At 46.3% G+C, this 16,301-nt stretch carries 15 protein-coding genes; 1 reads left to right on the forward strand and 14 read right to left on the reverse strand.

All coding sequences use genetic code 11. The annotated features are described in order from the left end of the window. Positions 1 to 212: 212 nt before the first annotated feature. The 7 genes from mazG to pth all read right to left on the reverse strand — a co-directional run bounded on the left by mazG (position 213) and on the right by pth (position 9,969). On the reverse strand, positions 213 to 1,712 hold the full coding sequence (gene mazG, locus MKX35_RS03100; protein WP_076300974.1) for a nucleoside triphosphate pyrophosphohydrolase: 1,500 nt from the start codon (positions 1,710 to 1,712) through the stop codon (positions 213 to 215). A 66-nt stretch (positions 1,713 to 1,778) separates the two neighbouring features. Further along, positions 1,779 to 3,461, reverse strand: a complete 1,683-nt coding sequence (locus tag MKX35_RS03105; RefSeq protein ID WP_076300973.1) for a putative polysaccharide biosynthesis protein — start codon at positions 3,459 to 3,461, stop codon at positions 1,779 to 1,781. Positions 3,462 to 3,609: 148 nt separating this feature from the next. After that, the gene (spoVT, locus tag MKX35_RS03110; RefSeq protein WP_076286877.1) at positions 3,610 to 4,152 is read right to left on the reverse strand and encodes a stage V sporulation protein T; all 543 of its coding nucleotides are present in this window, start codon (positions 4,150 to 4,152) and stop codon (positions 3,610 to 3,612) included. A 255-nt stretch (positions 4,153 to 4,407) separates the two neighbouring features. Further along, positions 4,408 to 5,451 (reverse strand): peptidylprolyl isomerase, encoded by a 1,044-nt coding sequence (locus MKX35_RS03115; RefSeq protein WP_076300972.1) that lies wholly within the window; start codon positions 5,449 to 5,451, stop codon positions 4,408 to 4,410. Continuing rightward, positions 5,438 to 8,962: a transcription-repair coupling factor gene (mfd, locus tag MKX35_RS03120; protein ID WP_042123128.1), complete on the reverse strand. Its 3,525-nt coding sequence runs from the start codon at positions 8,960 to 8,962 to the stop codon at positions 5,438 to 5,440. The genes MKX35_RS03115 and mfd overlap by 14 nt, the downstream gene beginning before the upstream one ends. Before the next feature lie 131 nt (positions 8,963 to 9,093). Beyond that, positions 9,094 to 9,324, reverse strand: a complete 231-nt coding sequence (locus MKX35_RS03125) for an anti-sigma-F factor Fin family protein (protein WP_042123127.1) — start codon at positions 9,322 to 9,324, stop codon at positions 9,094 to 9,096. An 84-nt stretch (positions 9,325 to 9,408) separates the two neighbouring features. Further along, positions 9,409 to 9,969, reverse strand: a complete 561-nt coding sequence (gene pth / locus MKX35_RS03130; RefSeq protein WP_042183849.1) for an aminoacyl-tRNA hydrolase — start codon at positions 9,967 to 9,969, stop codon at positions 9,409 to 9,411. Between the two features lie 124 nt (positions 9,970 to 10,093). Between pth and MKX35_RS03135 the strand changes: the two genes are divergently transcribed. Further along, a complete protein-coding gene (locus tag MKX35_RS03135) occupies positions 10,094 to 10,294 on the forward strand; it encodes a hypothetical protein (RefSeq protein WP_042183847.1) in 201 nt (66 codons plus the stop codon). A gap of 116 nt (positions 10,295 to 10,410) precedes the next feature. Here MKX35_RS03135 and MKX35_RS03140 read toward each other — a convergent pair whose 3' ends face one another. From MKX35_RS03140 to veg, 7 genes are all read right to left on the reverse strand, one after another. Beyond that, positions 10,411 to 11,364 (reverse strand): ribose-phosphate diphosphokinase, encoded by a 954-nt coding sequence (locus MKX35_RS03140; RefSeq protein ID WP_036678796.1) that lies wholly within the window; start codon positions 11,362 to 11,364, stop codon positions 10,411 to 10,413. A gap of 87 nt (positions 11,365 to 11,451) precedes the next feature. Next, positions 11,452 to 12,852, reverse strand: coding sequence for a bifunctional UDP-N-acetylglucosamine diphosphorylase/glucosamine-1-phosphate N-acetyltransferase GlmU (gene glmU / locus MKX35_RS03145; protein WP_042183845.1), 1,401 nt, complete (start codon positions 12,850 to 12,852; stop codon positions 11,452 to 11,454). Between the two features lie 272 nt (positions 12,853 to 13,124). Continuing rightward, a complete protein-coding gene (spoVG, locus tag MKX35_RS03150; protein ID WP_042123119.1) occupies positions 13,125 to 13,415 on the reverse strand; it encodes a septation regulator SpoVG in 291 nt (96 codons plus the stop codon). 210 nt (positions 13,416 to 13,625) lie between these two features. After that, a complete protein-coding gene (gene purR, locus MKX35_RS03155; RefSeq protein WP_042183840.1) occupies positions 13,626 to 14,453 on the reverse strand; it encodes a pur operon repressor in 828 nt (275 codons plus the stop codon). Between the two features lie 76 nt (positions 14,454 to 14,529). After that, positions 14,530 to 15,384, reverse strand: a complete 855-nt coding sequence (gene ispE / locus MKX35_RS03160; RefSeq protein ID WP_042183839.1) for a 4-(cytidine 5'-diphospho)-2-C-methyl-D-erythritol kinase — start codon at positions 15,382 to 15,384, stop codon at positions 14,530 to 14,532. Positions 15,385 to 15,524: 140 nt separating this feature from the next. Beyond that, entirely contained in the window at positions 15,525 to 15,701 is a 177-nt protein-coding gene (locus MKX35_RS03165) for a small, acid-soluble spore protein, alpha/beta type (RefSeq protein ID WP_042183837.1), read from the reverse strand. 182 nt (positions 15,702 to 15,883) lie between these two features. Further along, complete coding sequence (veg, locus tag MKX35_RS03170) at positions 15,884 to 16,159, reverse strand: biofilm formation stimulator Veg (RefSeq protein WP_019914493.1); 276 nt, start codon at positions 16,157 to 16,159, stop codon at positions 15,884 to 15,886. Positions 16,160 to 16,301: the final 142 nt, after the last annotated feature.

A 16,301-nucleotide genomic window follows, 5' to 3' on the forward strand; every position in this document is an offset into this window, starting at 1 on the left:
TTCGTCTTTATGTTATTCTTGATGTCACCTTAAAATCCTGCCACGATTCGTCGTTTTTTTAAAAAAGAAGCAGTTATTTCTCAGAAATCGTCGCAGAATCTATTCTATAGCACTATTAAACTACTGGCCACATTCTAAATCAGAAAATAAAAGCTACATCCACAGCATTGCCCCATTTTTGAGTCCATATACCGTAAAGGGGCTGTGAATTACTAGACTTTTCGCTCCTCAGCCTTAGCCTCTTGCCATAGTTCTTCCATCTCTTCCAAACTACTATCCTTTACGCTCGTTCCCTTGCGCTGCAAGCTTTGCTCAATATATTGAAACCGGCGCACAAATTTACGGTTAGTCCGGGTTAATGCCTCTTCCGGATCTGCACCGATAAAACGAGCGACATTCGTAACTGCAAACAACAAATCCCCAAGTTCCAGAATTTGATCATCTGTCGCCGCATCTGTGTCAATCGCCTCCTGCAGCTCATCAATCTCCTCACGAATCTTGGCTATGCAATCCGTAGCGTTGTCCCAGTCAAACCCCACTTTGGATGCTTTTTTCTGAAGCTTGTATGCCTTCATAAGAGCAGGCAGGTCACGCGGAACACCACTAAGAACGGATAATTCCTCTGGCTTCACACCTTTACGCCGCTTCTCTTCTGCCTTCATGCCATCCCAGTTCTTCAGCGCTTCTTCGGCATCATTCGCATTGGTATCCCCAAATACGTGAGGGTGACGGAAGATAAGCTTATCATTCAGCCCTTCAATGACGTCATACACGTTAAACGTGCCAAGCTCCTCCTCCATTTGAGAGTGAAGCATAATTTGCAGTAAAAGGTCACCCAGCTCCTCTTTCATATGATCGGGGTCATCCTCATCAATCGTTTCAAGAAATTCATAGGTTTCTTCGATTAAATTTTTGCGCAGGGATTCATGTGTCTGCTCCCGATCCCATGGACAACCTTCCGGGCTTCGAAGAATATCGACAATCTCATGCAGACGGGCAAAGGTACGATTTCTTAGATTCTCGTCACGATTCGCAGGTACATAAACTAACGACAGGTTGCCATAACCATCGAGTCGATCCAGTTCGTACAGTGGGACTCTTACAATACTTTCTTCGTTCTCGACACCGAGTGCATGCCCCACAACAACTTCATATTCAGGCGGGTACAGCTCCATCAAACATAATTTTGTCTCCGAGGCTGTAAAGCTATCGTACACCTGACCAATCAGAGTATGTAGTTCAGGCTGAAGCTGAGCACTGCGAATGCCTGAAGCATCTAGTAACTGAAACCCTTCAATAGGGTCAAATCCCAGTCGAACAAACGCCTCGTCGAGAAAGCTCTCCCCACCCAATATTTGCAGTTCAATGCCTTCCTCAGGACACCGCTCGCGCAGCTGCGAAACCGCTGATTCCGCAACCATAGGATGACCCGGAACCGCGTAAACAATATCTGTACCGTTTGCTGCTGCTTGAGCCTCTTCAATCAGTTTTGAAGTAATCGCTGCATACACCTCTGGAAACGAGGATAAAGATTCATACAATCCATCAAAGGACTGTGAAGTTATTTCAAGCTCGGAGAGGGCAGCCATGACTGGATGCTCTTTTGTGCGGACATAGACAACGGATGCTGCCTTCAGCTTCTTTATAATTCCTAGCGTCAATCGATCAGGGTTGCCTGAACCCAGACCGACGACCGTTAATGTTGCACTCATGTCTGTTCCTCCTCTTAAGCGGCTGTCTCAGCAGACCGCATTTTTATATTATGATGTAAACGTTGATTAAGGGAATAAGCGCAGCTTCTTCAGCTTGTCCGCCAGGGACGGGCCGAAGCCTGGAAGCTGGCGAAGCTCGCTCTCGCTAAGGAGCCGAAGGACTATAGCCCCTACGGCAAAGACAGCGCAGCCTGCGAGCACCCCGAGCAGGCTCTGCGCCAAGCTGGCAGTGCGCCCGCCGCCGATGCCAGCGGCCGTAGCCACAGCGTCCACGCCCCAGCTGGTGGCTACAGCGGCAAGAGCCAGGCCCGCTGTGAGCAGCGCGGGCCGTGCCAGGGCATCTGCGAGGCGAAGCCGCAGATGGCCCTGGCGATACAGCAGCAGCACGTTGAGCGCTGCTGCGAACGAATGCGCGGCCACGCCAGCGATGGCTGCGCCGGTAATGCCCTGCTGCGGAACCAGCAGCAGGTTCAGGGCCGCCTTGAGCAGCGCGGCGGCCAAAAGGTGCAGGGCCGGGGCGCGAACGTAGCCGAGGCCCTGCAGGAGTGCAGCCGAGATGATACTGACCGTACCGCCAACAGCGGTTAAGGCCAGACAAGTCATAGTGCTGCTACCGGCGGTGTCGCCGTAAAGAGCCATATTAATCGGCTCAGCAAGCACTGCAAGGCCCGCTGACGCTGCCAGCCCTAGCAGCCAGAACCAACGCAGCGACAAGCTGCAACGGTTCTCGATCAGCTTCATATCTCCCTTGTACTTCGCCTCTGCTAAGGCTGGTATGAACACGACAGACAAAGAAGTGGCAATCATCGTTACAATCTGCACTAGTGGCAAACCACGATTGTATACACCAAACTGTGTCATTGCCTCCACTTCGCTTCCTAGAGAGGATAGCAAGCGAGGTACAGTGAATACATCTACAAGACCGATAAGAGGCATTGCCAGCGCGCCAAGCATCACGGGAATTCCATAAGCCAGCAAGGCCCCTGCTTTAACGCCCATAATCCGTTGATTCGAACGCCCCTCATTATCTGCATTGGGCAGCTTTAAACCCTGACTTTCGACAGAAGCAGCAGCATCTAAAGGGGCTCCTTGTCTTAACACCCGCCGATGACGTCGCAAAAATAGCAGCATAATCACAAGCCCTGCTGCCCCTCCCCCGGCTGATCCGAGCAATGCGCCAGCAGCAATGCTCTCAGCGCCTGCACCCAGTGAGGTCAGGTATAAGAGCAGTACAATCATTACTGTAACACGTACGGACTGCTCAACAATTTGTGACACAGCCGTCGGAACCATATTATGAAGACCCTGAAAATAACCCCGAAGAGCTGACATGATTGGAACAACCGCAAGTCCCCAAGCACTTGTCCGTAAAGCGGGCATCACATGCGAGTTTCCGACCCACCCAGCTATAATCGGTGCACCTGCATAGGTGATTGCTCCGATAACCAAACCGCTTATGGCTGTTATAATCGCAGATAACCGCAGAATCCGCCGACCCTCGTCATCCCGCCTTCCTGCAGAGGCTTCAGCGACAAATTTGGATATGGCCGCTGGCAGACCCAGCATCGCTACCGTCAACAACATCGTGTACAAAGGATAAACCGTGTTGTATATACCAAATACCGCATCTCCGCCTAGATTTTGCAGTGGGATTTTTTGGAGTGTACCTATAAGCTTTGAAATAATCGCTGCAGCACTTAGAATAAATGCCCCTTGCAGCAATCGTGATGTTTGTGAGTTAGATTTCATAAAGTACCTGCTTCTACAACTTTAATGGGATGAATTTCTATATTATAACGTATGTATACCCACAAGTAGAAACGGTTTTGTAAGAACGACAAAACCCCGTTTGCCCTTTGTATATCTTACCAAAAGGAAAGCGGGGTCTACATTACGGTTATTGCTCCATTTGCTTGCCAAGGAATGCGGCGGCGGTTTCGGCCATTTTCACTTCCATTGACGACATTTTCACTGAATCATCCTTACTTACCATCACTACACAACCAATAGGATCTCCACCGGAAATGATCGGTGAGGCTACATATGAGGACACCAAATCCGGATGATCTTTAGCGATTTCATAACTGCCTTCGTTGGTTTCCAGTACAGTCTTACGACTATCCATGACCTTCTCCAAAAGAATTCCTACTTGTTTTTCCAAATAGTCTTTCTTGGAACCACCAGCCAGTGCAATAAAGGTATCACGATCAGCAATCATCGTAATATGCCCAGTACCTTCGAATAATGACTCCGCGTACTCTTTTGCAAAGTCACCAAGCTCGCCAATCGGGGAATATTTCTTGAGTATGACTTCACCGTCCCGATCGACGAAAATTTCCAGTGGGTCGCCTTCTCTAATCCGTAGAGTACGTCTAATTTCTTTGGGAATAACCACTCGTCCGAGATCATCAATACGCCGAACAATTCCAGTAGCTTTCATTTCACATGTGCCCCGCTTTCTTAAGAAGTATGGTCTTACTACTGTCCATTATGGGAAAGGATAATCCCAGTGATTTATCGTAATATCTGACCATAGTATTCATCTCTTCCCAGATCCTTATACATAAGCTGACATGTATTAATATCTGCATCAAGATAAAGGCCGTTCTGAAGATGTTTCTTCGAAATAAAAAGCCATCTTCACATTAAGTGAGGATGGCTTTTCTAAGGTAAGCTTGTCCATTTTTACCGATGTTTATTCAGCAGCTTTTGTAGCACTTGGGGATGCGCTTGGCGCTGTAGTGGCTTCTGTTCCGCTATTTTTTGTTCCGGATTCATCTGCGGCAGCAGAGCTCTTCGGCAGATTGATGCTCTCAATAATGCCTTCAAGATCTTTCTCCATGAACGCTTCTAGGTTCTTGGACACAATGGAGCTCTTAATGCCTTCTTTTTGTTCATCCGTTAACTGATCAAAGGTTTTGTCGGTACGGGACTCCACCTTGATGATGTGGTAACCATAAGAAGTCTCTACAGGATCACTAATGGTATTCAAAGGCAAGGTTTGAGCAGCCTTCTTAAACTCATCTACATACGTTCCTACAGCTTTATCTTTATATTCTCCGCCTGTTTCCTTAGAGGCTGTATCGTCAGTGTATTCCTTAGCGATTGCCGCAAAATCAGCTCCGCCGTCCAGCTTTGCCTTAACTTCCTTCGCGATTTTCAGCGCTTCTTCGCTAGTGCGCTCTTTGTTGTTAGCATCGGTCAGACCGATTAGCACATGACGCAAATTTGCTACGGTAAAGTCACCTTTTGTAGCTTCAAATTCTTTGACAACCTGATCGTCTGTCACTTTAAGCAGCATATCCTGATAAACCGTCAGCACACGCTCCATATAACTATGGATATCGCCCTCTGTAACGTCAGCGTCTTTAAGTGTTTTCTTATAAGTGTCGCCCAGAGCTTTCTTCAAGTCAGCGATTTGGCTATCAGCCTCTTTCTTCGCCTGCTTCTTCGCTTCATCCGTTGCTTTGGAAGCCAAATATTCAAAGCCTACTTCCTGCTTCAAAATAGATTCCTTAAACGCCTCAATCTCTAAATATTGCGCTTGCTGCGGGGAGAGGAATTTCATGATTTTTTGATCCATAGCAAATTCCTTCTCTGTGATTGTTCCACCTTTATAAGTCGCAACTGCCTTGCTATCATCAGCACTACTACCGCATGCTGCTAGCATAGAAAAGGAAACCGCTGCTACCAATGAAACGAGCAGTACTTTCCATGATTTTTTTTTATTTAACGACATTGTGTAGTTCTCCCTTCGATTTAAAAGACTGTTTAGCTTCCTTAAGAAACTGTTCAAGCAAGTCAAGCAGCTGTTTATCACTTAAGTCTTTCGACTTTACTCGGATACTGGCTTTAGCATCTCTATCGAATTGTACACGTCTTTCGAAGCTATTTCCAACTTTGGCGAGTTTCGCCGTATCCAGAGCACCAAGACTTCCCTCATAGAAATTCAGGGTAACATCATCACCACGTCTGATCATGGAATCAATGCCATACATTTTTCCATACACTTTCAGACGAGCCACAGTTAATAGATTAACAACTGCTTCAGGCAGTTCTCCGAACCGATCCAAGAGCTCATCCTCAAGCTCAGAAGCATCATCGAAGGATGTTACTGCCGCAACTTTTTTGTAGATTTCAATTTTCTGGATACTGTCGTAAATATACTCGGATGGCAGATAAGCGTCAATCGACAAATCAATGACGGTATTGCCCTCTTTGAGCGAGGTGTCTTCCTCTCCAAGCACAGTAACCTTACGCTTGCGGATCTCCTCCGCCAGCATTTGTGAGTATAGATCAAATCCCACGGATGCAATAAAGCCATGCTGTTCTGCACCAAGTAAGTTACCGGCACCACGAATAGATAAATCCCGCATCGCTATTTTGAAACCAGAACCCAGTTCCGTAAATTCCTTAATAGATTGCAGCCGCTTCTCTGCCACTTCAGTCAGAACCTTGTCCCGCTGGTAGGTAAAATAGGCGTACGCAATCCGGTTGGACCGGCCTACACGTCCACGTAATTGATAGAGCTGGGACAAACCCATCTTATCCGCATCATGCACAATAAGTGTATTTACATTAGGAATATCTACACCCGTCTCAATAATACTTGTGCTGACCAGCACATCGTATTCTCCATCAAGAAAATCAAGGATCGTCTTCTCTAGCTCCGCTTCCGACATTTGGCCATGTCCGATGCCTACCCTAGCCTCAGGAACAAGCATAGAAATTTGAGCGGCCATTTCTTGAATGCCCTGCACACGATTATAGAGATAGTAGACTTGACCGCCACGAGCCAATTCACGCTCTACAGCTTCCCTCGTAAGCGTCTGACTATGCTCAACAACATAAGTCTGCACGGGGAAACGGTTCTCCGGCGGCGTCTCAATGACAGATAAATCACGCACTCCCAGCATCGACATATGCAATGTACGAGGAATTGGAGTTGCTGTCAGGGTAAGAACATCTACATTCGTTTTTAACTTCTTCAGCTTCTCTTTATGAGTCACGCCAAACCGCTGTTCCTCATCCACGATCAATAAACCTAAGTCCTTAAATACAAGGTCCTGAGACAACAAACGGTGGGTACCAATAACCACGTCAACCGTTCCTGCCCGAACGCCTTTAATCGTCTCATTCTGCTCCTTACGGCTGCGGAAACGACTTAGGACTTGAATATTTAGCGGATAATTTGCAAAGCGTTCCCGGAAGGTCTCATAATGCTGCTGAGCTAGAATCGTTGTCGGTACCAGCACAGCCACCTGTTTACCTTCAATCGCTGATTTAAAGGCTGCTCGTATAGCTACCTCCGTCTTACCATATCCAACGTCTCCACAAAGAAGCCGATCCATTGGACGATTCTGTTCCATATCCTTCTTAATCTCTTCAATCGCTCGAAGCTGATCCCGAGTCTCCTCGTAAGGAAACATTTCTTCAAATTCACGCTGTTCCTGTGTGTCTTTCTCAAAACCATACCCTGCTGCACTTTGGCGTTCAGCGTACAGTTTGATTAGATCATCAGCAATATCCTGAACGGAAGAGCGGACCTTATTCGTCACCCGCGTCCATTCATTACCGCCTAATTTATATACTTTCGGCTCTTTATCTTCTGAACCGACATATTTCTGAATCAAGTCAATTTGCTCAATCGGAACCGAGAGCTTATCGCCACCCGCATATAAAATATGCATATAGTCGCGATGAATACCGCTGACCTCCAGCGTGCCGATCCCCATATACTTACCGATACCATGGTTCTGGTGAACGACATAATCACCAATTTTCAGCTCAGTATAACTCTTGATCCGTTCAGCATTATCTATCCCTTTGGAGATCTTCCGTGCCTTCCGCTGCTTCTGAGAGAACATCTCTCCTTCAGTGATAACGGCTAAATGAATAGAAGGCAGCTCAAAGCCTGAACCCAGGTTTCCTTGTACGATCGTTGGCTCATCAATGCCGTAGTCGTAAAGGACTCTGCGCACACGTTCAATCCGTTCTTCACTGCTCGCAAGCATCATTACCTTTACACCAGACTTCTGCCAACGCTCCATTTCCGATTTAAGCACATTCATCTGACCATGGAAATCCTGCATCCCACGACTAATAAACCCAAGTATGTTCTGTGGTTGAATGTGTGGGACCTGGCGCAAAAAGATCGACATAAACAGGCTTTGGAACGGACGTTTGTACATCACAACATCTGTCTCAACAGAGAGATCCAGATCCGGCAATGTTTTGCCGTTTTGCATCAGATGGAGGTTCCATTCCGATTCATCTCTTTCGAGCTGTTTCGCCGTTTCGAGCAGTCTTGTCGGCTCATCGAGAATAAGAATCGTATCCTGGGCCATGTAATCAAATAAATGAGAGCGTTCAGGGTATAAAAGACTGATATATTTATAGATTTCAGGAAAATAGGTTCCTTCGCGCAGCATTTCTAGCTCGCGTCCAATTTCTTCTTTTAGACGCAACTTAGCCTGCCGATCCGCCATTTTCTCAAGCTGTCGTTCCAGCATAACAGATGCTTCAGCAGAAGCAGATTCCTGGCGAAACCTGCTCGCTATAATCTCTTTAGCCGGTGTAATCTTCACACTTCGTACTTTATCAATAGAACGCTGATCAACTGGATCAAAAGTTCTGATCGAATCAACCTCATCATCAAATAACTCAACACGATATGCCAAAGGAGAAGTCATTGGATAAAAATCAATAATTCCACCTCTTACACTCAGTTCACCGCGATTCTCAACCCGCTCTACTCTTTCATAACCCATTTCGATCATGGACATCAAGAATTCATCCAGAGCAAGCGTTCCATCCTGAGAAACCGTAACCTGTGCCTCTGCCATAACCTCTGGTGCAGGGAGCAGTCTGCGCACTCCCGAGTAGGGAACTACAACAATACCACGGAAGCCCTGGGCACATTTGGTCAGTACATCAATACGCTGGGCTAATGTCTCTGGACTTGAGACAGCCGCTTCCGCAGCCACAAGTTCATTAGCAGGATAGAGCAGAACTCGTTCCGGGGAAAGCGCTTCCTGTAAATCATCGGCCATTTTCTGAGCCGAAAACATATTATGAGTCACCACAAGCAAGGGACGAGCTGTCTCTTCATGCAGTGCTGCAAGCATGATCTGTCTAGCTGAACCTGTAAGCCCCGATATGAGCTGCTCTTTCATACCTGCAGCTACACCCTGGGTGATAGACTGGAAATCGGGATCCTTGGAAAAAGCTTCTATAATACCTTGTAACAACAGGCGCACCTCTCTTACTAAACAGGCTAACGGAAGCCAAAGCCACCGTCACCTATTATGATTGGAATCGAAAAGAAGCCTCAGCTGTAACGCCAAGGCTTGCGGATGACGATAGAGACAGGCGCTATCACCTACTGAAGCGGACTCGTCAGCAAGCTAAGCTCCGGATTATGCTCTAAAGCCTCCTTGCAATAGTCGCAAGTCACCTTTACCGTGATCTCACCTTCTGAATTATACGCTATTATATCTCTGCGCTCCGCAGGGGTCAAGGAATGAAGGCCCAACTGCATTTCTGTAACATCACTTCTATTAATGCTGCCTAGAGATGTCTTGCAGTGCCTACATACATAGTTTATTGCCATCTATATGCCTCCTGAAGGTACTATATACCTTCAGTATGTCCGGGGAGCATCATCTTTAGCCTCATAACCAACAGAGTTTACAGATCAACCATTGAATTTAGCCATCGTCTGTTCGAATGAATTCTGTAAGCTGAACTCCAGTGCATCACAAGTATTAAGGATCATCTGCTTCAGAGGATCGCCTTCCTTTTTAGGAAAAGAAGAGAGAACATAATCCACTATTGCAAAACCCGGTTCAGGGCGAGAAATACCCATGCGTACCCGATTAAAGCTTTGTGTACCTACATGCTGAATGATCGATTTAATTCCGTTATGCCCACCAGCACTACCTTGATAACGCAAGCGAATTTTTCCGATTTCGGTATCCAGATCATCGTAGACGACGATCATATCTTCTAGTTTAACTTTGTAATAATCCATATAAGCGCGAACGGCCTCACCGGACAAATTCATAAAGGTCATCGGTTTAATCAATACGGTTTTGACTCCCCCGATAACCCCTTCACCGATCACGGATTTACATTTGCTTTGGTTGAAGGAAATCCCGTTCTGAGCCGCAAGCTCATCCAATGCCATAAAACCAACATTATGCCTTGTTTTCGCATATTGTGTTCCCGGATTTCCCAATCCGACAATCCATTTCATTATCGAACCTTTCCTTTCCATCGGGCTCTCCGGCAAGAGAAGTCCGTTTTTGGTACAATAGATCTTATCTACATATCTCTGTGCAACCAGAGCGAAATTATACTCCGAAGACAGGTGATAACCTATGCTACATCAAAGTGGAATCTTAACACATCAGCGCGATTTTCAGTACCATATCCAATATGCTGTGCCTGTGGAAATATACAGAGGCGACGTGCACATTGACATTGGTGTATTGACAGCAGTGGACGAAGGATTCGTGGAGCTGCAAGGGACACTCTATAACCGCAGCATATTCACCTTCGTCTCCCGCGCCGGGTATTGAAGCCAGCGCTTCTACCTGCATCACGCCGATAAGGGTTACATCTCCGAGAGCGGAGGTGTAACCCTTTTGTACAATATAAGAATGTATAAGTTTCACGCTATACATTATCCTTATATTTATTCAATCTCAAACAATTTACTAATCGACAACTCTTCATGAACGCGGATAATTGCCTCACCCATAAGTGGAGCCACGGACAACACTTTTAGTTTAGAAGTTGGGTTCGCGCTGCGAATTGGAATCGTATCTGTCACGATAATCTCTTTAATTGGAGAATTCTCCAGACGTTCATGTGCAGGACCAGACAATACTGGGTGTGTACAGCAAGCGTATACTTCCTTCACGCCGCCTTCCATCAAAGCATTAGCACCAAGTACAATGGTTCCAGCAGTATCGATAATATCATCGATCAGAATGGCTGTTTTACCTTCAATATTACCGATAATGTTCATGACTTCGCTGACATTCGGCTCTGGACGACGCTTGTCTATAATTGCAAGCGGAGCGTTCAGGAAATCAGCAAGCTTTCTTGCACGTACTACACCGCCGTGATCTGGCGATACGACAACTGGGTTCTCGATTTGTTTGGAACGGAAATACTGAGCCAGTATGGGAACTCCCAGCAAGTGATCCACTGGAATATCAAAGAATCCCTGAATCTGCATAGCATGGAGGTCCATCGTAATTACACGGTGGGCGCCGGCTTTTTCAATCAAATTTGCTACCAGCTTGGCCGTAATAGGGTCACGGGAACGAGCTTTCCGATCTTGACGAGCGTAACCATAGTAAGGGATAACCACATTGATGCTTTTTGCGGAGGCGCGTTTGAGTGCATCCACCATAACTAAAAGCTCCATTAGGTTGTCATTAACCGGGCCGCAGGTGGATTGAACAATATACACATGACAACCCCGAACGCTCTCTGACAGCTTGACCTGAATTTCTCCATCGCTAAAACTTGTAGTATGCGATTCACCCATCGGAATTCCGATGTAATCAGCGATTTGACTAGCAAGCTTTGGGTTGGAGTTACAGGTGAAAATCTTTAATTTGGAATCACAATAAGTCATAAAATTTAAACCCTCCGTGACGGAATTTAGCTTTCCAAAGGCGCCGGCGCGGAAATGTAAGTCCGTCCGGCGCTTCTTAGCAACGCTTTACGATGGACTCGAGTGGTCTTTCTTCGCTTTTGCACGGGAACGGATCTTCTCTGCATATCCCGGTTTATTCTCCTGCCGCACTCTGGCAACAGCCAGATCGTTCTCTGAAACGGAACGCGTAATTGTCGAACCAGCTACAACAAAAGCCCCCTTGCCCACAGAAACCGGTGCAATAAGGTTAACGTTACTGCCGATAAAGGCATCGTCTTCAATTGTTGTCGTAAATTTATTATACCCGTCGTAGTTAACAGTAATCGCACCGCAACCGACGTTTACATTCTTACCCACAGATGCGTCGCCAATATAGCTAAGATGTGACACCTTAGAACCGTCACCAATCGTAGCATTCTTGATCTCGACGAAATCTCCAACCTTCACTTCTTCTCCAAGTATAGAACCTGGACGCAAATAGGCAAAAGGCCCAACGGTAGTCCGTGCGCCAACTTGTGCTTGATTCAATACGGACTGCTTAATCGTCGCGTCGTCCATGATCTGACAATCTTCGATTTCACTTGCCGGTCCGATCACACAGTTCTCACCGATTACAGTTTTACCCTTCAAGATGGTTCCTGGATAGATCGTTGTATCCGACCCAATGACTACATCTGCTCCGATATATGTGGAGGCAGGATCGATTATGGTTACGCCACCCAGCATATGTTTGCGGTTGATACGTTGACGCATAATACCTTCCGCATCAGATAAAGCTAAACGGTCATTAACACCAATAGACTCGTTAGCATCCTCAGTCTGGAATGCTAGAACAAGATCACCTTGCTCACGCAGAATACTGATAACATCTGTCAAATAATATTCCTGTTGATTATTGCTGTTAGTAACCTTCTCTAAAGCCGAAAATAACTTGATGTTATCAAAGCAATAAATTCCTGTGTTGATTTCATGAATAGCTGCCTGTTCGGCATTACAATCTTTCTGTTCTACGATCTTCATTAAGCCGCCATCTTCACTACGTATAATCCGTCCTAATCCAGATGGATCATCCATTACTGCGGTTAATACAGTCGCTGCCGCCTGACGCTCCTCATGCAGAGCCATCAATCCTATCAGCGTCTCCGATGTAATAAGCGGAGTGTCACCATAAGCAACAATCGTCGTTCCTTCTTCACCACCGAGCAAATCCTTAGCTTGTTTGACAGCGTGACCAGTACCGAGCTGAGTTTCCTGCAGCACGTATTCCGCACTTTGCCCTACATAGGCCTTAACCTTCTCTGCGCCATGCCCAACAACAACAACGGTGCGCTGGCATCCGGTCGCTTCTACTGTATCAAGCACGTGCCCTACCATTGGCTTACCGCAAACGGGGTGCAGCACCTTATATAATTTAGATTTCATTCGCTTGCCTTGACCTGCGGCAAGAACTACAGCCATTCTTTTCAAGAATGCCAACCTCCTACTCTTGAACTCACTACTGAATATATCTCATTCCGGGCAAAAAGAAAAGAGAACCATGAAGTCATGGTTCTCTTTTCTATAAACCCCATGTTAGAAAAGCATTTATCGCTGCCTTTCGAAGATGTCGTCAAATCCTTCACTAGCACTAGCTTTTCTTGCAAGATCAAGCTGCTTAAGTCATGAAGTATATTCGGTATGATCTTATCAAAAACGGCGGATCCTACGCCACCCAAAAGGTAGCCGTCTTCCGAGGCAGCCTAAGCTCCCTCTTCAATAACTTCTTCTTCTTCTTCAGTAGCGGCGCGATCGTACTCGGCCAGAACCGCGGATTGAATCTTCTCGCGTGTTCCCGAAGAGATCGGGTGAGCGATATCGCGGAATTCGCCATCCGGTGTACGCTTGCTGGGCATTGCAACAAACATCCCGTTATTACCATCGATGACGCGAATGTCATGAACAACAAACTCGTTATCGATTGTAATGGATGCGATTGCTTTCATTCTCCCCTCAGAGTTAACGCGGCGGAGTCTGACATCCGTAATTTGCATGTGTGTGTTCACCACCTTTTTCCATCAGAGACTTGGTGTATAATTCCACACAGCAAAGCGAATTCCTTCTTTTTGATTCCATAAAATACCTAAAAAAGAAATATATTTTTTAGGATCTGTTGTTTTCGACACGCATCGGGTGATTTTCTTAATATCCCTTACGTTTTCGACAATTTCCACGCTTTTTGAAAACAAAGAAACGGCAATCTATCAAGAGGAAAAGTAGTTACCCGGATGCGCGGAAATCCGCCGCTCTTTCGAGTCTACCTCGCTTAGTTTCACTAAAGAAACATAGTCATGCAACAGACGCTCTTCCGTCTCTACTGCGCCTGATTCGACCAACACACCCACTCCAGCAACTTCGGCATTGAACTCACCGAGTAAATCAACCATCCCTCGAACGGTTCCGCCTGCCTTCATGAAGTCATCTACAATGAGTACCCGTGATTTCTCCTTGAGTGCTCGTCTAGAAAGAGACATGGTGTGTATGCTCTTATGTGATCCAGATACATAATTAATGCTTACTGCTGAGCCTTCTGTAACCTGATGATCACGTCGTACCAGCACTACTGGCAAGCCGAGCTGTGCTGCCGTTGCATAGGCTAGCGGAATCCCTTTAGTTTCTACTGTCATCACCACATCGATTTCCGATCCATAAAAGGCCGTTGCGATGATCTTCCCTGCTTGCTCCATCAAAGATGGCAGTCCAAGCAGGTCCGACATATACAAATAACCACCAGGCAATATCCGATCTGTCTGTTCCAGCTGCACACATAAACGTTTAACAAAAGAGAGCGCCATTTCTTTAGGCATCACAGGAATATAACGTACTCCACCTGCTGCACCGGCTAAGGTCTGAAGCTCTCCAATGCCCTCACCTTCAAATACTTCTTTTATGATCGCCAAATCTTCACTGATGGAGGACTTAGCCGCTCCATACCGATCGGCAAATATAGACAGCGGCAGTAGGTCATGTGGCCGCTCAAGTAAAAACTGAGTCATGTCTACCAAACGTTGGCTTCTTTTTAATTTCTTCACGGAATGCTCCTCGCCAAAACCGAATATTTTATGAAAAATATATCACTTTTGTACGGGTTTACACAAGAGAAGCATACTAATTGAGTGATCTCACTGCATAGACTTCCTTGCAGAACCCTCGCAGTCCATTATAAATTCTTGCTACTTTAGACTGCTTGGACACTAAACCGAACACTGTAGGACCGCTGCCGGACATTAACACTCCGTCTGCTCCGAGCTTAACCATCGCCTCTTTGAGCTGCTGGACCTCTGGATGCAGCTTTAGGGTAACATCCTCAAGCACATTGCCCAGATGATTACACACGCCCCCAAAATCTCCAGCTTCGATCGCGTCCTGCATCTTTCGAGCCGAAGGATGAACAGCTATATTATTGCTCCGCACACGTCCGTATACTTCCGCAGTCGATACATTGATAGGTGGCTTAGCTAATACTACCCAGCATTGCGGAGGGTTCTTAATCGGCGTCAGCTTCTCGCCACGACCTGTTGCCAAGGCAGTGCCACCTGTAACGCAGAAAGGCACATCTGAGCCAAGCTCAGCGCCAAGCTCCTGCAGCTCCTGCGCAGGTATACCTAGGCGCCACAGTCGGTTCAGACCACGTAGGGTAGCCGCTGCATCACTGCTGCCGCCAGCCAGGCCAGCTGCCACCGGTATTCTTTTATCCAGATGGATATGTACACCACTCTTCACGTTATAACGCTCTTTAATAAGCCTAGCCGCTTGAAAGGCCAGGTTCTTCTCATCTAGGGGAATATAACCCGCTTGACTTGATATTATAATAGTATCCCTTGGCAGCTCAGACAGCTCTAAACGGTCTGCTAGATCTACCATGGTCATAATCATTTCCACCTCATGAAAACCGTCAGCACGCTTGTGCAGCACATCCAGCATCAAATTAATTTTAGCCGGTGCCTTCTCATACATTTTCAAGGCGTTCACCCACCTTCAGCTTTTCCCGTAAAAACAACTTAACATATTATATGAAAAACTTCTAATGAAGTCCAATAATAAAAGGGTGTCGCCAGTTAGACGCACCCTTTTTCGTTAAATAATTGTTCACACGCTAAAGATTAAGATTTCCGGGCAGCCTCTTCAGCGAGCTGAATCGCTCTTTTCACCATATTACCTGCATCCTTCGCCCGTATTCCTCCCCAGCCTTCACGTTCCACAGTTTCGTAAAAACCAAGCTCCTTGGCTAACTCTGTCTTTAGTTCTTCCGACATCATGCCTCGTTTTCTGCGGCTCATTACGGAATTCCTCCCTTATGAAAGAAAATGATAAACCGATTGCTCAATTAGTATGCTTGCTTAGAACAAGGATCATTCACTGAATATTAACGCAAAAAAAAAGAAACAGTCGTCCTTTATGAAGGACAACCGTTTCTGATACAAATAAAAAACAGCCTCCAAAGGAAGCTGCCCGTGAAACATTAAGCTTTAATATACATAATCCGCATCTGCCCATCGTCTTCACATACTGTGATTTCCACAGATTCAGTAAGAATATCGGCATAGCTATAGGAGACTCGCTTGAATGTTTGCTGCTCCTGATCCAGTTTGACAATAAATACAGAAGGGTACGTTTCTTCCAGGACACCGGTGCGTTCTACGGTTTTACGACGACCTCCGTTTGCACGCAACGTGATCTTATGACCGACGTGAGCTTCGAGACTGCGTTTGATTTCCAACAGCGCGTTATTAGCCATTGCCTGACGACCACCTCTTTTCTTGTCCATTATACAACTTCCCCAGGTGTTTGTCAAAGCAAATAAATAATTATAGATGATGAATATTTGGTTGTCAACGGAATTTTTTTGCGGGGAATCAGAGGCGAACTAATAGCCTTGT

This window comes from Paenibacillus sp. FSL R5-0923, from assembly GCF_038009145.1.
Lineage (GTDB): Bacteria > Bacillota > Bacilli > Paenibacillales > Paenibacillaceae > Paenibacillus_AQ.